This window comes from Nonomuraea sp. CX421 (assembly GCF_059358955.1).
Genome location: NZ_JCADBK010000001.1, coordinates 302,577 through 326,764 on the forward strand (window position 1 = coordinate 302,577; position 24,188 = coordinate 326,764).

Here is a 24,188-nt window from a genome sequence, read left to right on the forward strand (position 1 = left end):
ACCGGATCAGCGCAGCTCAGTGCGCAGCTCGTGGGCGCCGTCGGGGCGGGTGTACTCGTAGTAGAGCCGGATCCCGCCCGAGGGCAGCTCGACGAGGTCGACATAGCGCAGGCCGCCGCCCGCGTGGGGCGACTCGGCGGCGGGGGCGTCGCCCAGCGGGGTCAGCGCCGCCGGATCGGTGCCCGCGGCGACGCCGGTGCGCTCCTCGTAGTTCTCCGCCGCCGTGGCGCGGCCGTCGTAGAAGGCCAGCACCCGATCGCCCTCGAACCGTACGGCGCTGACGCGGGCGCCCCGCGCGTCCCACATGCCCGGGCGGCCGCTCAGCGCCGTGCCGTGCCATGTCCATTCCAGGCCGTCGGCGCTGGTGGCGTAGTCGGTCACCATCTGGTCGGCCTGGCCGGGGTCGGCCAGCGGGTGGCAGGAGGCCCACAGGTGCCACGTCGCGCCCCGCCGTACGATCACGGTGTCCTTCACCCCCGTCTTGGGGTCACCCGGGAGGACGGTGACGCGCGAGCCCGGGTCGAACGCCGACGGGTCGCCGGCCTCGAGCACCTCCACCCGCCAGTGCTTGGTCCCCTCGGTGGCGCAGCTCAGGTAGAGCCGCCAGCGCCCCTCGGCCACGCGCACCAGCGTGGGCCGCTCCAGCGACTCGGCGTCCATCTGCTCACGGGTGATCGTGGTCAGGGTCTCGAAGCGCTCGCCGTCCGCCGACCGGGCGACCGCGACCGCGTAGCCGCGCCCCTCGCCCACGGGTCTCCGCAGCCGGTAGGCGAGATAAACGAACCCGTCGGCCGCGACCGCGCTGGGGGCCCCTGCCCAATGGCCGTCACCCGAGACCGGGGGCACGACCGCGACAGCCGCGCGGTCGGGGTCGGGCAGCAGACCGGCAAGCCGGCGAACGTCCTCATCCATCGACATGGGCATGAGATTAGGCCACGACAGGGGACCGGGCACGGCTACTCACCTTCCCTTTAGAAATCCATGCATTTCAAGGGGATTTTACGTGAACACCGGAGGGACCCGCCGCCTTCCCGTACGGCGGAGACGGTCCTAGGGTGAGGGATCGTCTGTGTCCGTGAAGGGGGGAGCCGCATGCCGGACGTACGCCCGCTGCGGCCCGGCGATCCCGAGCGGATCGGTGACTACCGGCTCGTCGGCGTGCTCGGCTCGGGCGGGCAGGGCGTGGTCTACCGCGCCGTCGCCGACTCGGGCCGCGAGGTCGCCATCAAGCTGCTGCACAGCCATCTGAGTCACGACGACGACGTCCGGCGGGGCTTCCTGCGCGAGGTGGAGGCCGCGCAGCGGGTGGCGGCGTTCTGCACGGCCAGCGTGCTGGACGTCGGGGTGCTCGGCGAGCAGCCCTACATCGTGAGCGAGTTCGTGCCGGGCGTCACCCTGCAGGAGCTCGTACGCGCCTCGGGGCCCCGGGCCGGCGGCGGGCTGGATCGGCTGGCGATCTCCACGCTGACCGCGCTCACCGCCATCCACCAGGCCGGGATCGTGCACCGTGACTTCAAGCCGGCCAACGTCCTGATGGGTCCCGAGGGCCCCATCGTCATCGACTTCGGCATCGCCAAGGCGCTCGACGGCACCACGCGTGCCTCGGGGCCGGTCGGCACACCCGCCTACATGTCGCCCGAGCAGATCAGGGGCGAGGCCGTCCTGCCCGCCTCCGACGTCTTCAGCTGGGCGGGCACGATGGTGTTCGCGGCCACCGGCCACCCGCCCTTCACCGCCGAGACGATCCCGGCGGTGCTCAACGGCGTGCTGAGCGGCACTCCCGACCTCGCCGGCCTGCCGCCCCACCTGGCCGACCCGATCCGCGCCTGCCTGGCCAAGGATCCCGCGACCCGCCCGACGCCATTAGCCCTGCTCCAACGGCTGACCGGCCGCGCCACCCCACTCCCCCCGCCCACCACTCCCGCTGCCACACCCACGGCTACGGCTGCACCCGAGGCCGCCCTCGGTGCCGGGGCCGCGCCAGAGGGCGGGGCCGGGGCCGGGGCTCTAAGCGGGCCCATGCCTGCGACCGGGGCCGCGTCCGCGCCCGGAACGGTACCGGGGCGGGCCGAGGCGGCGTCCGCGCCCGGGACCGTGCCAGGGCGGGCGGAGGCGGCGTCCGCGCCCGGAACCATGCCAGGGCGGGCCGAAGCCCCGTCCGCGCCCGGAACCATGCCAGGGCGGGCCGAAGCCCCGTCCGCGCCCGGAACCATGCCAGGGCGGGCCGAGGCCCTGTCCGGGGGCGAAGCCGGGGCCGGGGCGGCGACCTTGTCGCGTGGTGCCAGGTCCATGAGTCGCCGGGTGCTGATCGGCGGCGTCGCGGCGGCTGCCGCCGCAGCGGTCTCCGCCGTGGCCCTCATCCGCGCGGGAGACCGGCAGGGCATCCAGGGCTCGCCCTCCGCCTCACCCGTCGCGGCCGGCACCGACCGGCCCGCCACGTCCACACCGACCTCCACCCTCGGCCCGACGAACGGCCCGACGAACGGCCCGACGAACGGCGGACTGCCGCTCGGCACCCCGATCGGGGAGCCCGTCTCTCTGGACGGCGCACCGGTCGCCCTCGCCTCCGCCGGCTCCACCGTGGTCTGCGGCCTGGCCAAGGGGCCGGCGCTGGCCTGGGACCCGGCCGCCGCGCCCGCGCCCCACCGGCTCGGCGACTCGGGCACCAGGACGACCTCGGTGGCCTTCGGCTCCGTCGCCGGGAGGGTCACGGCGGCCACCGGGCACCCCGACGGCACGGTCCGCCTGTGGACATCGCCCTGGGGCCCCGACAGCGCGGTCCCGCTGCGGGCACCCACCGGCGATCCCAGCGCCGAACACCGGCTGCGCGACCCCGTCCTCGCCGTGACGATCGGCGCCGAGGCGGTCGCGATCACCGAGAAGTACGATTCCCTGACCGACCTCACCAGCTCCGTACGGTTCTGGAACATCTCCACCGGCAGGCAGATCGGCGCCACGATCACCAGCCACTTCCAGGGCGTCAACGGCGTGGCGTTCGGCCGGCTCGGCGACGACGACGTGGCTGTCACCGGTGACGGCCGCAACCAGGTCCGGGTGTGGCGCCTGGCCACGGGCAAGCAGATACGCGCGTTCGGCACCGGCGAGGTCGGCGGCATCGAGCGGCTGGCCTGCGGCCAGGTGAAGGGCCGGCCCGTCGTCGTGTCCACCCACCTGGACGCCACGCTGCGCGTCTACGACCTGGCCACCGGCAAACGTACGGGCAAGTGGACGTTCAGCGGCCGGAGCCCCGACGACCGGGGCACCAGCGCCCTCGTCGCGGGCGAGCTCGACGGCGTGCCCATCGCCGCCACCGCCCACAGCCCCGCCTCCGGTGACTCGTTCCTGCGCGTCTGGAACCTCAGCGACGGCAGGACGGTCGGCAGGCTGAACGTCGAGCCGATCCGGGCGCTGACCCTGGCCCGGCTCGACGGCCGCCCCGTCGCCGTCGCGGCGACCGACGGCTACCTACGAGTCTGGAGCCTCGGCACCGCCTGACTCCCCCGGCCTCGCTGGGGTCGGCGATCCGCCCGCCGGACTCAAGACCGTACAACGGATTTACTTCGGAACGTGTTCCGAAGTAACATGCGGCATGACCACGCCCACTGTCCCGTTTTCCGATCTGTCCAAGCATTCGAAACGGGTAGCCGAGACCATCGACCGATTCCATCGCGTGCACGTCAAGCGACGCGACGGAGAGGACCTGTACATCTCCACTGCCCAGCACGACCGGCAACGGGAAGAGACCGCCGACGTCGCGGCCCGCATGATCACCGCGCTCCTCGCCAGCGACGAGGGCACGGGCGTGGTCCTGCACGCCCTGACCACTGTCTTTCCGTGGGCCCGGCACCTTTCCGCAGAGGAGACACAGGAATTCGTCCAGGAACTCCTCGACGCCACGCGGGACGCCATCGACCTGGACGTTCACGCCACCCTGCACCGGGTCATCGTCGAGTGGCGTGCCACCGCCCGCATCCTGGCCGACCCCGCGCTGACCGCACAACTCACCACCCCACTGCCAGAGGAAGACCAGGCGAGGTGACCGCGCCCTGAGCCCCAAGCGCGGCGACGTCGTAGCCCCGCCACCGGTCGGCGGCGAGTGGCATCTACGATTCGCCACCAACGAGGCAGCCAAAGGCTGGATCGACCTGTGCGCCGAGGCCTCCGGCAATACCCGGCGCTGTTTCGAGGCGTTGCGTGATGATCCGCTTTCACAGGAGGACCCTGACCGTCAGCATCGGCTACGCGGCCGTCTCGCCACCGGGACCATGGGCGGTCGCGCTTATCCGCAGTGGGAGTACGAGGTCACCTCGGGCGGTCGCGTGCGCTACCTCGTCGACGAACTCCGGCGAACCGTGCATCTCGTCTACGCCTCACCCCGCCACCCTACGGACACCGATATCTGAGCCGGCCGATCAGAGAGGCTGGTCAGGGCGGAGGGCGATGCTGGGGCGCCTCCCAGGGACCGGCGATCCGCCCCCGGTGAGGTCGGCTGCTTCTCGGTGCGGCGTCCCGGCTCGTTCAGGAGGCCGTGACCTGGGGCATGGCCTCGCAGAGGGCCCAGTCGGCGCTGATCGCCCCGGCGGCCTTGAGCAGCAGCGGGAGGTACTCGTCCGTCAGCTGCTCCATGGACGTCTCGGCGGCGTGGGCGTTGACGTTGAGCGCCGCGACGACGTTGCCGAGCCCGTCGCGTAGCGGGGCGGCGACGGACCTGATCCCCAGGGCGAGCTGCTCGTCGGTCAACGCCCAGCCCTTGGCCCGGACCCCGCGCAGCACCGCGTCGCGCTCCTCGGCGGCGGGCCGCCAGCGTGGCTCGATGCCCGACCGGCTGGGCTCGGCCAGCACCCGTGGGACCTCGGCGGGCGGCAGGCCGGCCAGCAGCACCTTGCCCAGCGACGTCTGCAGGGCCGGGAAGCGGGTGCCGATCTGCACCGACAGGGTGACGATCTTGGGGACCGCCACCCGGGCGACGTAGACGATGTCGGAGCCGTCGAGCTGGGCGATCGACGAGGATTCGTGGGTCTGGGCGACAAGTCGTTCCATGTGCGGCCTGGCCACGTCCCACAGCCCCATCGAGCGCACGTAGGAGACGCCCAGCTCCAGCACGCGCGGGGTGAGCGCGAACCCGCCCTGCTCGGCCCTGGCGTAGCCGAGCTCCTGCAGGGTCAGCAGGATGCGGCGGGCCGTCGGCCGGGCCAGCCCCGCGGCGGTGGCCACCTCGGTCAGCGACATCACCGGGCGCCCCGGCCGGAACACCCTGATCACGTCGAGACCGCGGGCCAGCGCCTCGATGAAGTCGGGCCCCGTGTCAGCACGTGCCATGGACGCCTCGTCTGCTGCACATCACGGATCCGACTCTAGACCGGCCGCGCTCACTGGCTGTGCGTCGCTTCGCTGCGATAGTCGGTGTACGTGTAGGGGTTGTCGAGGATCTTCGTTGCCGGGATGTCGGGGTTCATCCCCTTCACCCAGGCCTCCTCGCCCATCGTCGACCGCAGGTGGTCGACGGTCCGCTCGACGTCGCGACGGGCCGCGGCGAGATCGATTCCGATCAGGCGGTGCCGGTGCTTGACCACCCGGCCGTTGACGATCACCGTGTGCACGTCGCCGCGCTGGGCCTGGAACGCGACGTGGCCGAAGGGGTGGAGCAGCGGGAACGACACGGGCGAGTCGTCGTTCTTGATCAGGACGAGGTCGGCCTTCTTCCCGACCTCGATGCCGCCCAGGTCGTGGTCACGGCCGAGGGCGCGCGCTCCGCCCCGCGTGGCCCACTCGACGACCTGGTCGGAGCGCAGGGCGCAGTGCGTGACGGTGTCGCCCTCGGCCTGCGCCCGCAGGTGCTCCCGGGAGCGGTCGGCGCCGAGCGTGGTGCGCATCGCGGAGAACAGGTCGCCGCTCCACCAGACGCTGGTGTCCATGGAGAGGGAGACCGGGATGCCGTGCTCGCGGATGGCCCAGGTGGGCGGGTAGCCCTGGCCGGCGCTCTGCTCGCTCTCGGTCGAGACGGAGATGGAGCCGCCGGTCGCGGCGATGCGGTGGTAGGAGTCGGCCGACAGCGACGCGGCGTGCACGTACACCGTCTCGGGGGTCATGAAGCCGTGGTCGTGCATGAGCCTGATGCCGTCGTCGCTGGTCGCGCCCCAGACGCCGGCGTGGGTGGTGACCGCGACGCCCAGCTCGCGGGCCACCTCGAAGGCGGGCTTCTCGGGGAAGGCCGGGTCGCCGAGGACGTCGAAGGCGAGCTGGAACCCGAGCATGTCGTCGCCGGTGATCCGCCGCCGCACGAAGTCGCGGAACTCGGGCGCGGCGGTCCACTCGGCGGGCGGCTGCTGGATGTTGCCGTAGGCGAGCACGAACCGGCCGGGCACCGACTGCAGCGCGTCGGCGGCCGCGTCGGCGTGGTCGACGGTCCGCAGGCCGTGCGACCAGTCGACGACGGTGGTGACCCCGGCGTCGATGGCCTCGATCGCGGCCAGCACGTTGCCCGCGTGCACGTCCTCGGGGCGGAACAGTTTGCCGTGTTCCAGGTAGTACCAGACGAAGTACTGCGTCAGGGTCCAGTCGGCGCCGTAGCCGCGCATGGCCGTCTGCCACATGTGCCGGTGGGTGTCGATCATGCCGGGCATCACGATGCCGTCGGTCGCGTCGATCTCGGCGGCGCCCTCCGGCACCTCCAGCTCGGGCCCCACGGCGGCGATCCGGTCGTCGACGACGAGGACGTCGGTGCGGGTGAGCACCCCGCGCCCGTCGTCCATCGGCAGCACCGTGCCGCCGCGCAGCACCACGGGCCGTCCCGGCTGGAACTCGCTCGGCTCGCTCATCGATGGGCTCCTAACCCTGTGTCCCGACCGATGACCCGACCCTGAACCGATCTTGCGAACGATTGTCCGTCATGCGGTCACCGCTGTTCGCCGTAACTCTGATGAGCGCCGGTCCGGCTGTCAAGGCTTGACCTTGACCCGCTGGATACCCAGAATCACTTCAGCGGACAGGTGTCCGTTGAGCGGAGCAGAGGACTGGAGCTGGATGACAGACAACGCCGTCATCGGGGGGCCGCTGTCCGGCGTGCTGGTGGCCGACTTCTCCCGGGTCCTGGCGGGCCCGTACGCCACGATGCTGCTGGCGGACATGGGCGCCCAGGTCGTCAAGGTGGAGGGGCCGAAGGGCGACGACACCCGCTCCTGGACCCCGCCGGTGCGCGGCGACGTGTCGACCTACTACCTCGGAGTCAACCGCGGGAAGCGGTCCATCGCGCTCGACCTTCGTGACGAGGCCGACGCCCGCGTGGCGCGGGAGCTGGCCCGCCGCGCCGACGTGCTGATCGAGAACTTCAAACCGGGCGGCCTGGCCAAGTACGGGCTGGACTTCGAGACCGTGCGGGCCGGCAACTCCGGCGTCGTGTACGCCTCCATCAGCGGGTTCGGCTCGGGAGCGGGCCGGCACGTGCCCGGCTACGACCTGATGGTGCAGGCCATGTCCGGCCTGATGAGCCTGACCGGGGAGCCGGACGGGCCGCCGTACCGGGCCGGCATCTCGGTGTTCGACGTGATGGCCGGCAACCACGCCGTCATCGGCATCCTGGCCGCGTTGCGGCACCGCGACGCGACCGGGCGAGGACAGCACGTCGAGGTCAACCTGCTGTCGTCGGCGCTCACCGGGCTGGTCAACCACAGCTCCGCGTACGTGTCCGGCGGTGTCGTCCCCTACCGGATGGGCAACGCGCACCCGAGCGTCTTCCCGTACGAGCCGCTGCCCACCGCCGACAACGACATCATCGTCGCCGCCGCGAACGACGGCCAGTTCCGCAGGCTCTGCGAGGTGCTCGGCATCCCGGAGATCGCGGACGACCCGCGCTTCGCCCGCAACGCCGGACGCACCGCGCGCCGCGACGAGCTGCGCCCGATCCTGGTCGAGCAGCTGACCAAGCGGGGCGCGGTCGAGTGGTTCGAGCTGCTGGTCGAGGCGGGGGTGCCGAGCGGGCCGATCAACACCATCGACGGCGGCTTCGCGATGGCCGAACGGTTCGGGCTGGACCCGATCGTCGAGGTCGGCGAGGGTGAGCGGGCGATCCCGACGACCCGGCACCCGATCCGGTTCTCCGAGACGCCGGTCGGCTACGCGCTGCCGCCGCCCGAGCTCGACGAGCACGGCGCCGAGCTGCGCGCCTGGCTGACCACCCCACGGGAGGACGGCGATGGCTGACCAGGCGGGACAGACGGAGCGGCCCGACTACCCCACCGCGCTCGGCGCGTCGTCGCTGGAGACGATCACGCTGCTCGGCCACGACCTGGCCGAGGACGTCATGGGCCAGGTCGGGTTCGGCGAGCTGGCCTTCTGGCTGGCGACCCAGCGGCGGCCCACACCGGGAGAGACCCGGGTGTTCGAGGCCGTGCTGGCCGCACTCGCCGACCACGGCTTCACGCCCACCGCGATCGTGACCCGGCTGACCTACCTGTCGGCGCCCGACTCGATCCAGGGCGCGCTCGCCGCCGGGCTGCTCGGCGGCGGGTCGCGCTTCCTGGGCGTCACCGAGGACTGCGGCCGGTTCCTGCACGACGTGCTGGCCTCGTGCGACCCGCCGCCGGCCGACGACGACGGCTGGGACGCCCTGGCCCTGCGCACCGTGCGCGCCCAGCGGGAGGCGAACAGGTTCGTGCCCGGCCTCGGCCACCACGTGCACAAGCAGGGCGATCCACGCACCGCGCGGTTGTTCCGGATCGCCGCCGAGGAGGGCCTGTACGGGCCGCACCTGTCGCTGTTCGCCGCGATCGGCCGGGTCCATCCCGAGGTGCTGGGCAAGAGGCTGCCGCTGAACGGGGCCGGCGTCTGCGGCGCGGCCCTCGCCGATCTCGGCCTGCCGCTGGAGCTGCTGCGCGGCTTCGCCCTGCTGGCCAGGACCGCCGGACTGATCGGGCAGCTCGCCGAGGAGCTGCGCCGCCCGGTCGCGAACGAGATCTTCCTGTCGGTGGACCTGAACAACCGGTCCGTCGCCCCCGAGCCGTACCCCCCTGGAGGTTCGCATGGCTGAACTGGTCGCGGTGATCGCGTCCACTCACCACCCCTTCTACTACCGCGCCAGCACGGCCACCGGGGGGGACCGTCCCCCGTTCGCGGACGAGTGGGTGCGCAAGGTGGAGGCGTTCCGGGAGACCCTGACCAGGGCCCGCCCCGACGTGCTGGTCATGGTCGGCTCCGACCACTTCCACCAGCTGTGGCTGGACAACATGCCGCAGTTCCTGGTCGGCAAGGCCCCCTTCTACGACGCGAACTTCTACAACGAGGAACGTGAGTTCGGCCTGCCCCGGATGCTGTTCAAGGGCCAGGAGGACCTGTCCTCGCACGTGCTGCGCGAAGGGCTCGACGCGGGGTTCGACCTGGCGTTCTCCAACGAGCTGCGGATCGACCACTCGATCACCTGCCCGATCATCACCCTGCGCCCGCAGAACGACCTGCCGATCGTGCCCGTCTACACCAACATCTTCGCCCCGCCCCTGCCACGGCCGAAACGGTTCGTGCAGCTCGGGCAGACCATCCGGGAGCTCGTCGAGTCGTGGCCGGCGGACAGGCGGGTCGCGGTCATCGGCACCGGGCACCTGTCGCTGGAGCTCGGGGGGCCGCGACAGTTCGGCCCGCACGGGCCCGACCCCGAGTTCGACCGCAAGGCCGTCGAGTGGATCTCGACCGGCGACATCGAGGGCTGCCTGGCCGAGGTCACCCTCGACAGCCTGCACCTGCCGGGCAACGCCACGCACGGCTTCATGGACTTCATGCTGATGATGGGCGTCGCGGGCGAGGGCCGGAAGGCCGACTACGTCGACACCTACGATCTGTTCCACACCATGGAGGCCTACTTCACCTGGTATCCGAACGGAGGGCAGGCATGAGCAAGTACCTGCTGAACAAGTTCCTGTTCACCGTCGACCGCGATCCGGAGCTGGTGGAGCGCTACCGCGATGAGCCGCGGGCCACGGTGGAGATGTGGGAGGCCGACTACGCCAACCGCATCCTCGGCTGCCACGAGGGCGAGTCGTCCACCTGGCTGCGCTTCGACGACGTGGAGCGTGAGGCGCTGGCCGCGCACGACTATCCGAGGCTGTTCGAGCTCGGCGCGCATCCGTTCCTCACGCTGACGCTGTTCATCGCCATGTTCGAACGCGACCACGAGCCGCTGGGGTTCCAGACCGAGTACGCCCGGCGACTCTCCCACCTGAGCCTGCCCTATCCCGACATCGCGACCTGAGTCGTGCGCGCACTGGAGATCCGGCGCCCCGGCCGGCCGCCCGTGGTGTCCGAGCGGCCCGCCCCGGCGCCCGGCACGGGCGAGGCCCTGGTCGAGGTCCTCGCCGCCCCCATCACCCCGCTGGACGTGCTCTGCGCGAGCGGCACGTCCTACTTCGGCACGCCGTCGACTCCGTACGTGCCGGGGGTGCAGGGGGTCGGGACGGCCGGCGGTCGCCTGGTGTGGTTCCCCACCTCGGCCGGGATGGCCCCGGGTGACGGCAGCATGGCGGAGGTCGTCCGGGTGCCCGAGGCCGACCTCGTCGAGTTGCCCGAGGGGGCCGAGCCGATTGCCGTCGCCGCGCTCGGCCTGTCGGCGGTCGCCGCGTACCTGGCGCTCACCTGGCGGGGCGAGTTGGCGGCCGGCGAGCAGGTCATCGTGCTGGGCGCGGGAGGCGTGGTGGGGCAGGCGGCCGTCCAGTTGGCCCGCATCGCCGGCGCGCGCCGGGTCGTCGCGGCCGCGCGCTCGGCGGCGGGGCGCGAACGGGCGGCGGAAGCCGGCGCCGACGCCGTCGTCGCGCTCGACACCGACGACGTGGCCGAGCTCGCGGCCCGGTTCGAGGCGGTCGTCGACGGACCGGCCGACCTGGTCCTCGACCCGCTGTTCGGCCCGCCGGCGGCGGCTGCCGCGCGTACGCTGCGGACGGGCGGCCGGCTGGTCAATCTCGGCGGCTCGGCCTCGGAGACGTGCCCGCTCGACTCGGCCACGCTGCGCAGCCGGTCGCTGCGGCTGCTCGGCTACACCAACAACGAGCTGACCTCCGGGCAGCGCGCCGCGGCGGTGGCGACGGTGGCCGCGCACGCCGCGCGGGGGCGGCTGGCCGTCGCCCACGAGGTCGTGCCGTTCGACGCCGCCGGGCCGGCCTGGACCCGCCAGGCCGACGGCTCGGCGAGCGGCCGGATCGTCCTCACCCTGCGCTGATCCGGGGGACAAAACGGTTCAATCATGCATCTCGCGGACGACCTGGTAGCGTCCTCCTCACATGCCGGAAACATGGAGATCACGGATGAGTGACGCCCCCCAGCGGCCGCCACACGTGGCGGCCGGCACCCCCAATGTCGCCCGCATGAACGACTACTTCCTGGGTGGCAAGGACAACTTCGCGGCCGATCGCGAGGCCGTCGACAAGGTGCTCGCCCTCGCCCCGGAGGCCAGGCTCATGGGCGAGGAGGTCCAGGCGTTCCGCGACCGGGCCGTACGCCACCTCGTCGGGCGGGGCGTCAGGCAGTTCGTCCACCTCGGCCCGTGGCTGCCCACCGACCACCACCTGCACGAGATCGCGCAGTCGCTCGCCCCCGACAGCCACGTCGTCTACGTCGCCGACGACCCGGTCGTGCTCAGCCACTCGCGGGCGATCCTCGCCACCAACGAGCAGACCGGCGTGGTCGAGGGGGACATCCTGCACCCCGGCGAGCTGATCGACGATCCCGGCCTGCGGCGGCTGATCGACCTCGACCGGCCGGTGGCCGTGCTGATCGTGGGCTCGCTGCAGTACATCCCCGACTCCGACCAGCCGTTCGAGAACGTGGCGCGGCTGTGTGAGCGGCTGCCGACCGGCAGCTACCTCTGTCTCACCCATGCCGTGCTGGACACCCGCCCGGACATCGCGGAGCAGGTCGCCGACATCTACCGGGAGGCGCTCGGCCGCCCCGACGGCGGCCCGCGCACCCGCGCCCAGGTCGCCCGCTTCTTCGACGGGCTCGAACTCGTCGATCCGGGCCTGGTCTACGTCCGCCAGTGGCGGCCGGAGACACCGGTGTCGGAGGAGAAGGCGCGGCAGGCGTGGGTCGTCGCCGGAGTCGCCCGCAAGCCGGAGCCGGGAGCGCGCGACCTCGGCTAGATCAGGCCGAGGGCCAGCATCGCGTCGCCGACCCGGCGGAAGCCGTCGATGTTGGCGCCCGCCACGTAGTTGCCGGGCATGCCGTACTCGTCGGCGGTCTCCAGGCAGCGGCCGTGGATGTCGCGCATGATCTCCTGGAGCCGGTGCTCGGAGAACTCGAAGGTCCAGGAGTCGCGGCTGGCGTTCTGCTGCATCTCCAGGGCGCTGGTCGCGACGCCGCCGGCGTTGGCGGCCTTGCCCGGCCCGAAGGCGACTCCCGCGTCCAGGAACACCTTGATGGCCTCGGGCGTGGTCGGCATGTTGGCGCCCTCGCCGACCGCCAGGCAGCCGCCCTCGACCAGGGCCGCGGCGTCTCGGCCGGTGATCTCGTTCTGCGTGGCGGACGGCATCGCCACCTCGCAGGGCACCTCCCACACGCTGTGGCCCGGCACGAACACGACGTGGTCGCCGCGGCGGGCGGCGTAGGTGTCGAGCCGGCCGCGCTCGACCTGCTTGATCTGCTTGAGCAGCCGCAGGTCGATGCCCTTCTCGTCGATGACGTAGCCGGAGGAGTCGGAGCAGGCGACCACCAGGCCGCCGAGTTGCTCGACCTTCTCGATGGTGTAGATGGCGACGTTGCCGGAGCCGGAGACCACGACCCGCTTGCCGCCGAAGGAGGTGCCGCGTGCCTTCAGCATCTCCTCGACGAAGAAGGCACAGCCGTAGCCGGTGGCCTCGGTGCGGACCTGGGCACCACCATAGGCGAGGCCCTTGCCGGTGATCACGCCGGACTCGTAGCGGTTGGTGATGCGTTTGTACTGGCCGAACAGGAAGCCGACCTCGCGCCCGCCGACGCCGATGTCACCCGCGGGCACGTCGGTGTGCTCGCCGATGTGACGGTAGAGCTCGGTCATGAAGCTCTGGCAGAAGCGCATGACCTCGCGCTCGGACCGGCCCTTGGGGTCGAAGTCGGAGCCGCCCTTGCCGCCGCCGATGGGCAGGCCGGTCAGGCTGTTCTTGAAGATCTGCTCAAAGCCGAGGAACTTCACGATGCCCAGGTAGACGGACGGGTGGAAGCGCAGCCCGCCCTTGAACGGCCCGAGCGCGCTGTTGAACTCGACGCGGAAGCCACGGTTGATGTGGACCTCGCCCCGGTCGTCCTCCCACGGCACCCGGAAGATGATCTGCCGCTCGGGCTCGCAGATGCGCTCGATGATCTTGGATTCCGCGTATTCGGGGTGCTTGCCCAGGACCGGGCCGATGCTCTCCAGCACCTCGCGCACCGCCTGGTGAAACTCGATCTCACCGGGGTTGCGGCGGAGGACGTTGTCATAGATCGACGACAGTTTCTCGTGCAGCACGGATTCTCCCAGCTCATTCCCGGTTCATCTCACTGTAGGGGGTGCTCGGAACCGCTCGGCTCCGGGGGTCCGGATCATGATCTCCCATGGCTCAGAAGCGGCAGGCGTGTCCCGCCTCGGCCGCGGCCGCCGGGCTGCCCGGCCAGTACTCGATGGCCCCGCCCGCGTGGTCCAGGCGGATCGTGAGCATCGTGCGCCGGCGGGCGGGTTCGGGCAGCCGGGGGTCCTCGCGCATGCAGATGGGGGCCCCGGCACCGGCCTCGCCGCAGAGCCGCCCGGCCAGCTCAGGCAGGCCGCCGTCCGGAACGCCGTCCGAAACGCCGGCGGCGAGCGCCTTGTCCAGGTGCTCGTAGCGGGGCAGCGAGGTGCTGGTCGGCTGCCGGACGTCGGCGTCGCGGAACTCGGCGCCGAGCAGGTGGTTGGTCCGGATCAGCCAGCCGTCCGCCCGCACCGGGATCACCACCGCGCCGGCCGGGGTCAGCTCGATCGAGACCGCCTCGGCGGCCGGGGCGACGGCGGTCACGGTGATCGCGGTCGAGGCGCTGACCCGGGCCGAGCGGGCCAGGTCGACGGCCTCACGCACGGTGCCGGCCTCGTCGAGGATGCGGCGGGCGATCGCGTGCACGGGCACGCCGTCCCCGGAGCCGTCGGCGCGATGGTGCAGGAAGTTGAAGTTGGCGCCCAGCCCGGCGCTGTTGAGGCCGATCTTCGCCAGCATGCCCGGCTCGGTGAACGTCTTGACCCAGCGTCCGGGCGCCGGCGAATAGCGCCAGAGCGCGGCGTCGGGCACCAGGCGGGGGTGCCAGTCCCAGGTCTGGAAGGCGACCGGCGGACCGCCTGCCGCGCCGGCCCGCACCACCGTGGAGCACTCGCCGTCGCCCTGGGGCGGCGCGACGGCGAGGATCTCGGTACGCGAGTTGAGCAGCCCCAGCTCGGCAACCGTGATCCCGGCCCCGGCGGCGATCGACTCCAGCTCGTCGCCCAGCGCGGGATGCCAGGCGAAGAGGGCCTGGCAGGACTTCTCGGCGACGGCGGCGCTGGTCTCGGGGGCGATGCCGAGCTGGAGGTAGTGGCGCCGGTAGGCGGCGATCGCCGCGTGGATCCGCGAGGCCCACACCCGCCCGAACTCCCGTCCGCGCTCCGGCGCGCCACGCCCCCCGCTGTCGTGCTCGTGCAGCCGCACAGCCGTCCTCCCTCGACGCGCTCAGTCCGCCGGGGGGCCGTGGGCGGCCCGCGACGCGCTCCCGTCGAGGCCACGGGCCCAATATCTCACGGGCCCCGGCCGAGGGCCCTAACCGAGGGCGTGGTCGAGGTTGAAGGCCGCGCTGATCAGCGCGAGGTGGGTGATGGCCTGCGGGAAGTTGCCGAGCTGCTCGCCGGTGTGGCCGATCTCCTCGGCGTACAGGCCCAGGTGGTTGGCGTACGTCAGCATCTTCTCGAAGGCCAGGCGGGCCTCGTCGACGCGGCCGGCGCGGGCCAGGGCCTCGACGTACCAGAACGAGCAGATCGAGAACGTGCCCTCCGGTCCCCGCAGGCCGTCGGGGCTGATCTCCGGGTCGTAGCGGTAGACCAGCGAGTCGGAGACCAGCCCGTGGCCGAGCGCGTCGAGGGTGGACAGCCACTTGGGGTCCGTCGGCGAGACGAACTTGGCCAGCGGCATCATCAGGATGGAGGCGTCCAGCACGTCCTCGTCGAACTGCTGGACGAACGCCCCGAGCTCGGCCGACCAGCCGCGCCGCATGATCTGCTGGTAGATCGCGTCGCGGGCCTCGCGCCAGCGCGGGATGTCGGCGGGCAGGCCGCGCTGGATCGCCACCCGCATGGCGCGTTCGATGGCCACCCAGCACATCAGCCGCGAGTAGACGAAGTTCCGGCGCCCGCCGCGGGTCTCCCAGATGCCCTCGTCGGGCTGGTCCCAGTGCAGGCAGACCCATTCGACCAGGGTGCAGAGCTCGTCCCAGCGGTCGCTGGCGATGGGGTCGCCCCACTTGTTGTAGAGGTAGATGGAGTCGATGAGCGCCCCGTAGATGTCGAGCTGGAGCTGGTCGGCCGCGGCGTTGCCGATCCGCACCGGAGCGGAGGCCCGGTAACCCTCCAGGTGGTGGAGCTCCTCCTCGGGCAGGTCGCTGCGGCCGTCGATGCCGTACATGATCTGCAGCGGGCCGGTGCCGCTGTCGCTGCTGAGCGGCACGTGCGTGGACAGGAAGCCCATGAAGGCCTCCGCCTCGTCGGTGAAGCCCAGCCTGAGCAGCGCGTAGACGCAGAACGCGGCGTCGCGGATCCACACGTAGCGGTAGTCCCAGTTGCGCTCGCCGCCGATCCGCTCGGGCAGGCTGGTCGTCGGCGCGGCGACGATCCCGCCGGTCGGCGCGTAGGTGAGCAGCTTCAGCGTGAGCGCCGAGCGGTGCACCACCTCGCGCCACCGGCCTCGGTAGCGCGAGGCCGACAGCCAGCGCCGCCAGTAGCGGACCGTGGCGGCGAACTCGCTCTCGGCCTCCGCGAGCGGGCAGCCGCGGGCTGAGAGGCCGTCGCCGACCCGGTCGAGCGCGAACACCGCCTGCTCTCCCTCGCTGAGCGTGAACCGCGCCCGCGCGTCCTGCCCGTCGGTCTCGATCGGCACGCTGGAGCTCAGGGATAGGGACAGGGCCGGCGACTCGAACAGCAGACCGCCGGTCTCCTCCCGCACGGTGTGCGGCTGCCTCGCGTAGTCGAAGCGGGGCGCCACCCGGGCGCGGAACGGGAGCGTGCCGCGGACGCAGGACACCCGGCGGATCATCCGGTGCCGGTCGGCCTCGCGCGAGTCGTCCGCGACGGGCATGAAGTCCTGGATCTCGCCCACCCCGTCGTCGGCGAAGAACCGGGTGATGAGGACGTTGGTGTCGGGGAAGTAGAACTGCTTGGTCCGGGCCGGGGTGTCGGCGGCCAGCTCGAACGAACCACCCCGGTCGGCGTCGAGGATCGAGGCGAACACGCTGGGGGCGTCGAAACGCGGGCAGCAGTACCAGTCGACGGTGCCGTTCGTCCCCACGAGCGCGACGGTCCGCAGGTCGCCGATGAGGCCGTGGTCGCCGATCGGCAGGTAGCGGGACTCGCCGGCGTGGCCGGGCTCACCAGCAGTCATGACCGCCCTTTCTCCCTGTCTGTCCCTCAAGGTATGCGGGTCCGGCCTGTCGCTGGATCTGGCGTACGTCAAAGGCGGGCAGATCTTCCACCTGGCCGTCTTCTCCCAATTTGGGACCAGACATCTCTTGTGTGAGCGATTCCCTAGGCGTATGGGGGTAGAAAAGGTACGGTGAAGGCGAGAGAATTACAGTTTCGGCCGGGGATGAATACGTGATGCGCCAGGCGGAGGAGGGTTCCAACCCCGCTACGAGCGACCCGGCGTCCACGCTGATCCACCAGGCGCTGCTCTACGACGACGTCGAGACGTTCGCCGCCGCGGCCGCCCGCTTCTGCCTCGACGGCCTCGCGCGGGGCGACAGGATCATGGCCGTGGTCACGCCGCCGAACATCGAGGCGCTGGAGGACGTCCTCGGCGCCGACGCCGCGCGGGTCGAGCTCGTCAACGCACTCGAGTGGTACGACGCGCCGGGCCGCACGCTCGACGCCTGCGGCCGCTACGTCAACACCCACCGGCTCGACCACCCTCGCGTCCGCATGCTCGGAGAGCCGGTCTGGCGAGGGCTCGACCGGGCGCAGGAGGCGGAGTGGACCCGGTACGAGTCCATGCTCAACGCGGCCTTCGCCAGCAGCCCGGTGTGGATCATGTGTACCTACGACACGCGGGCGCTGCCCCGCCACATCCTCGACGACGCCCGGCGCACCCACCCCGAGCTGGTCACGGGACACGGCACGACCGTCAGCCCGGCCTACACCGAACCGTCGGAGTTCGGCCACTCCAGGGACCTGCTGCCGCTGCCGCCACCGGGTCAGGACTACGGCACCAGACACGTGTTCGACGCCGACCTCCGCCTCCTGCGGCAGTACGTGACCGCGTGGGCGGCGGCCGGCGAGCTGCCCGCCGAGACGGCCGACCGGCTGGTGATCGTGGTCAACGAGGTGGCCGCCAACGCGGTCGAGCACGGCGGCGGGCGCGGCGACATCCTGCTGTGGACCGAGGACGACTCGATCTGCTGCGACATCCGCGACGCGGGACGGCCCGACGGCGAGGGGTTGGAGCTCTTCGCCGGCTACCTGCCGCCCACCTCGGCGACCGCCCGCGGCTACGGCCTGTGGGTGGCGCGCCAGCTGTGCGACCTGGTGGAGGTGCGCACCGGCCAGGCGGGCACCCAGGTACGGCTGCGCCTTCGCCGCACCTGACATCCGGGACCACGAGGCAGGGGTGAGCGCATGCGAGTCGTGCTGATCGGCGCCAGCGGCCATATCGGCACCTACCTGGTGCCCCGGCTGGTCGACGCGGGCCACGACGTGGTCACGGTGAGCAGGGGCAAGCGCGAGCCGTACACTCCGCACGGCGCCTGGCAGCGGGTCACGGCGGTCACCGCCGACCGCGAGGCGGAGGAGGCCGACGGCACGTTCGGCCGGCGCGTCGCCGACCTGGAGGGCGACGCCGTCATCGACCTGATCTGCTTCCGCGAGTCCAGCGCGCGGCAGCTCGTGACCGCGCTGACCGGCCGGGTCCGCCACTTCCTCCACTGCGGCACGATCTGGGTGCACGGCCCCAGCACGCGGGTGCCCACCACCGAGGACCGGCCGAAGCGACCGATCGGCGAGTACGGCAGGCAGAAGGCCGCCATCGAGTCCTACCTGCTCGACCGGGCCCAGCGTGACGGCTTCCCGGCCACGGTCATCCACCCCGGCCACATCACCGGCCCCGGCTGGGTGCCGGTCAACCCGGCGGGCAACGTCAACCCCGCCGTGTTCCAGGCCCTGGCCGACGGGGCCGAGGTCGTCCTGCCCAACCTGGGCATGGAGACCGTCCAGCACGTGCACGCCGACGACGTGGCCCGGCTGTTCATGGCGGCGCTCGACAGTCCGTCGGTCGCCGTGGGCGCCGGCTTCCACTCCGTGGCCACCACCGCCCTGACGCTGCGCGGCTACGCCGAGGCGGTGGCGGGCTGGTTCGGGCGGGAGGCGCGGCTCGCCTACCTGCCGTGGGAGCAGTGGCGCGGCACGGTGTCGGAGGAGGACGCCCGCCTCACCTACGACCACCTCGCGCACAGCCCCCACTGCAGCATGGAGAAGGCCGAGCGGCTGCTCGGTCACCGGCCGCGCCACACCTCGCTCGAAGCCATCGCCGAGGCCGTCGACTGGCTCGTCGCCTCGGGCGTCATCACCCGCTGACCGGCCGGCGCACCGTCAGTCGCCTCAGGCCTGTCCCCGCCGACCGGTCAGCGCACCGTCAGCGGCTGTCCAGTGGATCGAGCCGCTCGGTCCGGGGCTCCACCGCCGTCGCGAGGAGCGGCAGCATGACCTCGACCCGGGTCCCGGCGTCCGGCGCCCCGCTGACGACGCAGATGCCGCCGAGTTCGGCGGCGCGTTCGCGCATCGAGCTGAGGCCGACGCCGGCCCGCCGCTCCTCGGGCAGGCCGCGGCCGTCGTCGCTGATCAGCACCCGCAGCACCGACCGTTCCCGCTGCAGGATGATGTCGGCGCGGGTCGCGCCGGCGTGCCGGCGGATGTTGGTGAGGGCCTCCTGGACGATCCGGTAGACCGCCACCTCGACGGCCGCCGGCAGGTCGGACAGGTCCCCGTCGACCGCCACCTCGATCTCGGTGCCGGGTGAGGACTGCCCGGCGAGCGCCCGCACCGCCCGGGCCAGGCCGAGGTCGTCGAGGGCGGGCGGGCGCAGACCGTAGACCAGCTCGCGGATGTCGCCGGCGACCGCGTCCATGCCGGAGCGCAGGTCCCGCAGCAGCGCGTCGGCCGACTCGGGCGACTTCTTCAGCCTGCTCCGGGCGATGTTGATGGTCATGGCCATGGCCGACAGGGTCTGGCCGAGCCCGTCGTGCAGGTCGCGCCGCAGCCGGCGGCGTTCCTCCTCGCGGGTGGACAGGATGCGTTCCCTGGAACGTTGCAGGTCGGCCGCCATGCGCACCGCGTGGGCCACGTCGGCGGCGTACGGGGTGAGTGTGGACAGCACCCGCTCGTTGTGGGCGGCGGGGAAGCGGCGCGGGCCCGGCGGGCCGACGAGCAGCCGGCCCACCATCTCGCCATGCCAGACCAGCGGCACCTCCCGGGGGTCTTCGCCCACCCGGCCGTTCTCGACGTAGCGGGGCTCGCCGTCGGTCACCTCCACGGCGACGCCCTCGACCGCCAGGCCGTCGCGTAGCACGCTCACCACCGAGGTCAGCGCCTCGGCGGGGTCGCCCCGCCGCACCGCCTGCGTCAGCCGCTCGGCCAGCACGCGGGGATCGCCGACCCTGCCGTACAGCAGGTGGTCGACCAGCCGTTGCAGCAGGCGCCGAAGCGGCTGGAAGAACGCGCCCGCGAACAGGGCGGAGGCGAGCCCGGCGAGCTGGTCGTAGCCGGAGAGCACGAGGCTGGACAGCGCGCCGACGCCGAAGTAGACGGCGCTGATCACGATCAGCAGCCCGGCCGCCACGAACGTCCGGCTGATCACGGTGTCGATGCCGTAGAGCCGGTAGCGCGTCACCGCGAACGCGACGGCGACCGGGATGAGCCCCGCCCAGATGATCGCGGGCCACACCAGCACCGGCAGGAACTGCCCCGGGATCAGGAACACGATGTAGCCGGTGAACGCGAGCAGCGGCCAGCCGATCTGCCGCCTGCCGATCGGGTCGGCGTGCTTCAGGCGCAGCGCCAGGGACAGGGCCGACAGCACCATCGCGGTGTAGATGAACGTCCAGGCGAGCGTGAAGATGAGGCGGTCGTACGGTCCGATCGCGGGGACCTGGAGCACGTTGGGGATGACCGCGGGGAACGGATAGACCTCCAGCGGCGGATCCGGGCGCAGGAGCGCCCGCAGCGACGCGACGGTGAGGGCGGCCCCGCCCAGCACCAGGACGAGCCGCCAGCGCGGCGAGGGCAACCGGCCGACGGGCGACCACAACGGCAGCAGCATGGTCAGCGTGAAGCCGCACACCGCCCAGCCGGCCTGGCCCGGAAACTTCAGCCACGAGGCCAGGACGAGTTCCCCGTCGGCGGCGGCCCGCAGCATCAGCGCCTGCGAGACGTCGCTGATCGCTCCGCCCAGCCCGCCCACGGACATCAGCCAGGCCATGTTCAGCCGGGGCCGGTGGTAGATGAGGAACGCGCCGACCGCGGGGAACGTCAGGGAGACGGCCGACTGCGGGGTCACGGTGGCGCCGGCCGGTGTCCACGCCTCGGGCAGCCTGGCCCAGATCACCAGCGCGGTCACGGCGAGCGCGGGGGACACCACGGCCATGACGACGGCCGCGACCCGCGCCGGAGTGACTCCGACGTCGTCGGAGTTCTGGGGCATCGTCATCAGCGGGCCGTTCCGGCGGGCGTGGCGATGCCTGATAACGTGACACACCCGGCGATCATGGCGAATCTGGCCATCCTGGTCCTGCTCTCTTTAGTGTGCGGCGCGGCCCACTGGACAGGATTATGACGCTTTTATGGTAATAATTCCCCCCAGTTAGGCAGACAAGGTCTGGGCCGGTTCCCCTAGGACGCCTTCACCTCGGCTGACCGGCCAACCGGCCGCTGATCGCGGCGAACGGCATGCCCGCGTCACGGTGCAGGTGGAGCGCGTGCCCGGCGAAGGTGGAGTGGGACCGGACGACTGCGATCCACCCGGGCGGGTGGCCCATGCGCTACGGTGACGGCACGCGCCGCCACATCTTGATCGTGTGTCACAACCCGTGGTCGCGGCGGCGCGGTTCGCATTCCGCCGGGAAGTGTCGGAGTTCGGGGTTGGTCAGCCCAGGCTCACCGGCCGGTGGCCGTGCTTCAACATAGGGTGGTCGCGGAGGGGAGGCTGCGATGGCTGCGGTGACTCGGCCGAAGGTCGACAGTATTTCGCCGAGCGAATTGGTGGAGTACACGCTCAGAGGCAGGATACGAGTCCCCTCGTTCCAGCGCTCCTATCGATGGGAGCGCAGTGACGTGACCCAGTTGTTCGACAGCATCCTGCGTGGCTACCCGATCGGAAACGTGCTGGTCTGGCAGCGGCCCGCACCGCCAGGAAGCGTGGTCATCGGTCACCTGCTCATTGAGGCGCAAGCAGTCGGGGATGCCTTCTGGGTGGTCGACGGCCAGCAACGGATCACGAGCCTCGTCGGTGCGCTCACGGCTACCGACGACACCGTTGACCCGCGATTCCGCATCTATTTCGACTTGGCACGTGAAGCTTTCGTCTCGCTCCCGCGCCGCCATCAGCCAGGCAGCGATCAGCTACCTATGTCTCTTGTCCTGGACACAGCAGGGACCAACGCGTGGATCCGCGCCCGAAGTCATTTGAGCAATGAGCAGATCGCTCTGGCCGATCAGGTAGTGGCGGCCGTTCGCGACTACAAGATCCCCCTGTACGTCGTCACGGGCGAGGACGACCATGCCTTGCGCGACATTTTCGACCGCATGAATACCTTCGGGAAGCCACTGAAGAGCGCGGAGGTGTTCAACGCGCTTCATTCGATCACCGGTGAGCAGAAACCCGGCGACCTCCGCACCTTGAGCGCAAGCGTCCAGACCTTCGGTTTCGGTGAGCTGTCCGAGCAGATCCTCATGCAAAGTCTGCTGGCGATCCGCAGTCCGAAAGTCGATCGGGATTTCCGCGAGGAGTTCGACGACGACGACCGGCATTCCGCGTTCGTCCAGACGGAGGCGGCGCTGGGCCACGTGATCGACTACCTGCGCGACGACGTAGGCATCCCGCACGTGAAGCTGGTCCCTTACGCCCTTTTCATTCCGGTACTAGCCCGATTCATGGCGACTTTCGGCCCGCCGCAGGGGCGAACGGCCGAACTCCTCCGGCGCTGGATCTGGCGAGGTGCGGTGCTCGGGGTCGCCCCCCAGGGAAATACGGTCGGGCTACGGCAAGGGGCGGCCGCGGTGCACACGGATCCGCTGGCCAGCGCGCAGCGGCTGATCGATCTGCTGCCTCCAGCGGCTCCGTGGAGACCGGATATCTCACAGACCCGGCTCAACCGCGCGCAGACCAAGGTCAACATTCTCAGCCTGCTGTCGCTGGCTCCAAGAATTCTCGCTCCCGACCATTTCGGCGAGCCTGTCGACGCTGCCCAACTCCTTGAATCCGGCGCACCGTTGATTCCGATCCTGGATGACAAGAGTGTGCTGGGAACCGGACTGGCCAACCGGCTGATTCAGCCTCCCGGCAAGGTGGACGTCGCAGAGCTACTCCTCCATCAGGATCTCGATGAGAGGGTGCTGGCCAGCCACGGCCTCGATTCCGAGTCGGTCGCCATGTTGCGTCATGGACGAATGACCGAATTCCTCAAACGACGTGCGAAAGAAATCGAGGCGATCATTTTCGACCACGTTCAGAGCCGCGCCCTCTTCGGCTTCCGGGATGGTCCGGATGTGACCACCCTGTTCGACGAAGGTGAAGAGATTGGCTGAGGGGGCGACGGCAGGAGTATTTCTCGGCGACCGCCGAGTCGGCACTCTGAGTTATCGCGGCGGCAGCACCTGGTTCGACTATGAGGACAGGGATCCTGTTCACCCTGTGCTCGGGCAGGCTTTCGAGGCGAGACCGGAGAAGCGCCGGGTGGCGAGTGGTTCAGTGCCGGAGTGGTTCGCCAATCTGCTGCCCGAACAGGGCAGCGGGCTACGCGATCTGATCGGCAGGGAGCTCGGCCGTGCCAACCCGCACGACTTTCAGGTCCTCATCTTCCTGGGAGAGGATCTTCCGGGAAACATCCGGGTCGTGTCCGAGTCGGACGTTCCTGTCATTCCGGAAGCGGTGGCGGGAGCGCAGGACGACGGCATCGGGATGGTGCGTTTCTCGCTGGCGGGAGTCCAGGCGAAGTTCTCCATGCGGTGGGAAGGCAAAGGCCTGGTCCTGCCCGTGTCAGGACAGGGGGGCGACTGGATCGTCAAGCTTCCCGACCGGCGCTTTCGCGAGGTTCCAGCCAACGAGTACTCCATGTTGACGTGGGCAAGGCTCGCCGGCATCGATGTGCCGGAGATCCGGCTTCTCGACGGGGCGGATATCAGCGGCCTCCCCGACGGCCTGATCCGACCGGGTGAGAACGCCTTCGCCGTGCGGCGCTTCGACAGGCCGGCCGGAGGGCGGGTGCACCAGGAGGACTTCGCGCAGATCAGAGAGGTTTCCGTTGCCTCCAAGTACGACAGAGCCACCTACGCCGGTCTGGCCCGGTTCATCAACGCGGTCTGCCCACAGGACATGGAGGAGTATCTACGGAGACTCGCCGCGATCGTCGTCATGGGTAACCTTGACGCCCATCTCAAGAACTGGACCATCCGCTATCCGGACGGTGTCACGGCGCGGCTCTCCCCGGCCTATGACTTCGTCTCCGTTTCGTCCTACGACGACTTCCGCTCGGAAACGCTGGCGTTCCCGGTGAACGGCGGCAAGGTGGCCAAGCTCGTCACCATGGACAATTTCCGGAGACTCGCGGGCGGTGCCGGTCTCGACGCGGATCTGGTGACGAGTGTCGTGCGCGGGACCGTGGCCACAATGGTGGACACATGGCCACAGGTCAAGGCCGAAGCAGAGGTTCCCTCTTTCGTCGCCACCCATATCGAACAGCGACTCAGCACACTGCCGCTCATCGCCGACGCGAGACGATAGCGGGAGTTC

Annotated in this window: 20 protein-coding genes; 12 read left to right on the forward strand and 8 right to left on the reverse strand. The window is 71.1% G+C overall.

Annotation, left to right across the window (positions count from 1 at the left end; translation table 11 throughout):
• Nucleotides 1-6 precede the first annotated feature (6 nt).
• Nucleotides 7-918 carry a hypothetical protein gene (locus AC5L3X_RS01410; protein WP_494854531.1) on the reverse strand — a complete coding sequence of 304 codons (912 nt, stop codon included), beginning with the start codon at nucleotides 916-918 and terminating at the stop codon, nucleotides 7-9.
• Nucleotides 919-1,092: 174 nt separating this feature from the next.
• Here AC5L3X_RS01410 and AC5L3X_RS01415 point away from each other — a divergent pair, with 174 nt between their 5' ends.
• Together AC5L3X_RS01415 and AC5L3X_RS01420 are read left to right on the forward strand one after the other, a co-directional pair.
• Nucleotides 1,093-3,495 (forward strand): serine/threonine-protein kinase, encoded by a 2,403-nt coding sequence (locus AC5L3X_RS01415; RefSeq protein ID WP_494854533.1) that lies wholly within the window; start codon nucleotides 1,093-1,095, stop codon nucleotides 3,493-3,495.
• Between the two features lie 175 nt (nucleotides 3,496-3,670).
• Nucleotides 3,671-4,039: a hypothetical protein gene (locus AC5L3X_RS01420; RefSeq protein WP_494854534.1), complete on the forward strand. Its 369-nt coding sequence runs from the start codon at nucleotides 3,671-3,673 to the stop codon at nucleotides 4,037-4,039.
• A 479-nt stretch (nucleotides 4,040-4,518) separates the two neighbouring features.
• On the opposite strand, the gene AC5L3X_RS01425 is transcribed toward AC5L3X_RS01420, so the two are convergent.
• Together AC5L3X_RS01425 and AC5L3X_RS01430 are read right to left on the reverse strand one after the other, a co-directional pair.
• A complete protein-coding gene (locus tag AC5L3X_RS01425; protein ID WP_189122048.1) occupies nucleotides 4,519-5,319 on the reverse strand; it encodes an IclR family transcriptional regulator domain-containing protein in 801 nt (266 codons plus the stop codon).
• 50 nt (nucleotides 5,320-5,369) lie between these two features.
• Complete coding sequence (locus AC5L3X_RS01430; protein ID WP_189122049.1) at nucleotides 5,370-6,818, reverse strand: amidohydrolase family protein; 1,449 nt, start codon at nucleotides 6,816-6,818, stop codon at nucleotides 5,370-5,372.
• Between the two features lie 205 nt (nucleotides 6,819-7,023).
• On the opposite strand from AC5L3X_RS01430, the gene AC5L3X_RS01435 reads away from it, so the two are divergent.
• The 6 genes from AC5L3X_RS01435 (at nucleotide 7,024) to AC5L3X_RS01460 (ending at nucleotide 12,116) form a co-directional block, all read left to right on the forward strand.
• Nucleotides 7,024-8,199: a CaiB/BaiF CoA transferase family protein gene (locus AC5L3X_RS01435; protein WP_494854535.1), complete on the forward strand. Its 1,176-nt coding sequence runs from the start codon at nucleotides 7,024-7,026 to the stop codon at nucleotides 8,197-8,199.
• On the forward strand, nucleotides 8,192-9,025 hold the full coding sequence (locus tag AC5L3X_RS01440; RefSeq protein WP_494854536.1) for a citryl-CoA lyase: 834 nt from the start codon (nucleotides 8,192-8,194) through the stop codon (nucleotides 9,023-9,025). Before AC5L3X_RS01435 ends, AC5L3X_RS01440 begins: the two co-directional genes overlap by 8 nt.
• Nucleotides 9,018-9,881, forward strand: a complete 864-nt coding sequence (locus AC5L3X_RS01445; protein ID WP_494854537.1) for a DODA-type extradiol aromatic ring-opening family dioxygenase — start codon at nucleotides 9,018-9,020, stop codon at nucleotides 9,879-9,881. The genes AC5L3X_RS01440 and AC5L3X_RS01445 overlap by 8 nt, the downstream gene beginning before the upstream one ends.
• Nucleotides 9,878-10,237, forward strand: a complete 360-nt coding sequence (locus tag AC5L3X_RS01450) for a hypothetical protein (RefSeq protein ID WP_494854538.1) — start codon at nucleotides 9,878-9,880, stop codon at nucleotides 10,235-10,237. Before AC5L3X_RS01445 ends, AC5L3X_RS01450 begins: the two co-directional genes overlap by 4 nt.
• A gap of 3 nt (nucleotides 10,238-10,240) precedes the next feature.
• Nucleotides 10,241-11,197 (forward strand): quinone oxidoreductase family protein, encoded by a 957-nt coding sequence (locus AC5L3X_RS01455; RefSeq protein ID WP_494854539.1) that lies wholly within the window; start codon nucleotides 10,241-10,243, stop codon nucleotides 11,195-11,197.
• Nucleotides 11,198-11,282: 85 nt separating this feature from the next.
• Nucleotides 11,283-12,116, forward strand: a complete 834-nt coding sequence (locus AC5L3X_RS01460; protein ID WP_494854540.1) for an SAM-dependent methyltransferase — start codon at nucleotides 11,283-11,285, stop codon at nucleotides 12,114-12,116.
• Here AC5L3X_RS01460 and gdhA read toward each other — a convergent pair.
• The 3 genes from gdhA to AC5L3X_RS01475 form a co-directional block, all read right to left on the reverse strand.
• The gene (gene gdhA / locus AC5L3X_RS01465) at nucleotides 12,113-13,456 is read right to left on the reverse strand and encodes an NADP-specific glutamate dehydrogenase (RefSeq protein WP_494854541.1); all 1,344 of its coding nucleotides are present in this window, start codon (nucleotides 13,454-13,456) and stop codon (nucleotides 12,113-12,115) included. The genes AC5L3X_RS01460 and gdhA overlap by 4 nt on opposite strands.
• Before the next feature lie 91 nt (nucleotides 13,457-13,547).
• On the reverse strand, nucleotides 13,548-14,639 hold the full coding sequence (locus AC5L3X_RS01470; RefSeq protein ID WP_494854543.1) for a C45 family autoproteolytic acyltransferase/hydrolase: 1,092 nt from the start codon (nucleotides 14,637-14,639) through the stop codon (nucleotides 13,548-13,550).
• Nucleotides 14,640-14,747: 108 nt separating this feature from the next.
• Entirely contained in the window at nucleotides 14,748-16,577 is a 1,830-nt protein-coding gene (locus AC5L3X_RS01475) for a glycoside hydrolase family 15 protein (protein WP_494854544.1), read from the reverse strand.
• A 215-nt stretch (nucleotides 16,578-16,792) separates the two neighbouring features.
• Between AC5L3X_RS01475 and AC5L3X_RS01480 the strand changes: the two genes are divergently transcribed.
• Complete coding sequence (locus AC5L3X_RS01480) at nucleotides 16,793-17,776, forward strand: anti-sigma factor RsbA family regulatory protein (RefSeq protein ID WP_494854948.1); 984 nt, start codon at nucleotides 16,793-16,795, stop codon at nucleotides 17,774-17,776.
• Nucleotides 17,777-17,806: 30 nt separating this feature from the next.
• The gene (locus tag AC5L3X_RS01485) at nucleotides 17,807-18,760 is read left to right on the forward strand and encodes an NAD-dependent epimerase/dehydratase family protein (protein WP_494854546.1); all 954 of its coding nucleotides are present in this window, start codon (nucleotides 17,807-17,809) and stop codon (nucleotides 18,758-18,760) included.
• Between the two features lie 58 nt (nucleotides 18,761-18,818).
• Here the strand turns inward: AC5L3X_RS01485 and AC5L3X_RS01490 are convergent, their stop codons facing one another.
• Together AC5L3X_RS01490 and AC5L3X_RS01495 are read right to left on the reverse strand one after the other, a co-directional pair.
• Entirely contained in the window at nucleotides 18,819-20,888 is a 2,070-nt protein-coding gene (locus AC5L3X_RS01490; RefSeq protein WP_494854548.1) for a sensor histidine kinase, read from the reverse strand.
• Nucleotides 20,889-21,081: 193 nt separating this feature from the next.
• Complete coding sequence (locus tag AC5L3X_RS01495; protein WP_494854550.1) at nucleotides 21,082-21,216, reverse strand: hypothetical protein; 135 nt, start codon at nucleotides 21,214-21,216, stop codon at nucleotides 21,082-21,084.
• Between the two features lie 172 nt (nucleotides 21,217-21,388).
• On the opposite strand from AC5L3X_RS01495, the gene AC5L3X_RS01500 reads away from it, so the two are divergent.
• Nucleotides 21,389-22,984: a DUF262 domain-containing protein gene (locus AC5L3X_RS01500; protein ID WP_494854552.1), complete on the forward strand. Its 1,596-nt coding sequence runs from the start codon at nucleotides 21,389-21,391 to the stop codon at nucleotides 22,982-22,984.
• Nucleotides 22,977-24,179 (forward strand): type II toxin-antitoxin system HipA family toxin, encoded by a 1,203-nt coding sequence (locus tag AC5L3X_RS01505; RefSeq protein ID WP_494854554.1) that lies wholly within the window; start codon nucleotides 22,977-22,979, stop codon nucleotides 24,177-24,179. Before AC5L3X_RS01500 ends, AC5L3X_RS01505 begins: the two co-directional genes overlap by 8 nt.
• The last annotated feature ends 9 nt before the right edge of the window (nucleotides 24,180-24,188 follow it).

What these genes read in the sequence shown, in the direction of transcription:
- AC5L3X_RS01480 (WP_494854948.1), top strand. Translation starts at nt 16,793, where the DNA reads ATGCGCCAGGCGGAGGAGGGTTCCAACCCCGCTACGAGCGACCCGGCG.
- AC5L3X_RS01490 (WP_494854548.1), bottom strand. Translation starts at nt 20,888, where the DNA reads ATGACGATGCCCCAGAACTCCGACGACGTCGGAGTCACTCCGGCGCGG.
- AC5L3X_RS01410 (WP_494854531.1), bottom strand. Translation starts at nt 918, where the DNA reads ATGTCGATGGATGAGGACGTTCGCCGGCTTGCCGGTCTGCTGCCCGAC.
- AC5L3X_RS01460 (WP_494854540.1), top strand. Translation starts at nt 11,283, where the DNA reads ATGAGTGACGCCCCCCAGCGGCCGCCACACGTGGCGGCCGGCACCCCC.
- AC5L3X_RS01415 (WP_494854533.1), top strand. Translation starts at nt 1,093, where the DNA reads ATGCCGGACGTACGCCCGCTGCGGCCCGGCGATCCCGAGCGGATCGGT.
- AC5L3X_RS01445 (WP_494854537.1), top strand. Translation starts at nt 9,018, where the DNA reads ATGGCTGAACTGGTCGCGGTGATCGCGTCCACTCACCACCCCTTCTAC.
- AC5L3X_RS01485 (WP_494854546.1), top strand. Translation starts at nt 17,807, where the DNA reads ATGCGAGTCGTGCTGATCGGCGCCAGCGGCCATATCGGCACCTACCTG.
- AC5L3X_RS01425 (WP_189122048.1), bottom strand. Translation starts at nt 5,319, where the DNA reads ATGGCACGTGCTGACACGGGGCCCGACTTCATCGAGGCGCTGGCCCGC.
- AC5L3X_RS01440 (WP_494854536.1), top strand. Translation starts at nt 8,192, where the DNA reads ATGGCTGACCAGGCGGGACAGACGGAGCGGCCCGACTACCCCACCGCG.
- AC5L3X_RS01430 (WP_189122049.1), bottom strand. Translation starts at nt 6,818, where the DNA reads ATGAGCGAGCCGAGCGAGTTCCAGCCGGGACGGCCCGTGGTGCTGCGC.
- AC5L3X_RS01500 (WP_494854552.1), top strand. Translation starts at nt 21,389, where the DNA reads ATGGCTGCGGTGACTCGGCCGAAGGTCGACAGTATTTCGCCGAGCGAA.
- AC5L3X_RS01495 (WP_494854550.1), bottom strand. Translation starts at nt 21,216, where the DNA reads ATGGGCCACCCGCCCGGGTGGATCGCAGTCGTCCGGTCCCACTCCACC.
- AC5L3X_RS01435 (WP_494854535.1), top strand. Translation starts at nt 7,024, where the DNA reads ATGACAGACAACGCCGTCATCGGGGGGCCGCTGTCCGGCGTGCTGGTG.
- AC5L3X_RS01475 (WP_494854544.1), bottom strand. Translation starts at nt 16,577, where the DNA reads ATGACTGCTGGTGAGCCCGGCCACGCCGGCGAGTCCCGCTACCTGCCG.
- AC5L3X_RS01450 (WP_494854538.1), top strand. Translation starts at nt 9,878, where the DNA reads ATGAGCAAGTACCTGCTGAACAAGTTCCTGTTCACCGTCGACCGCGAT.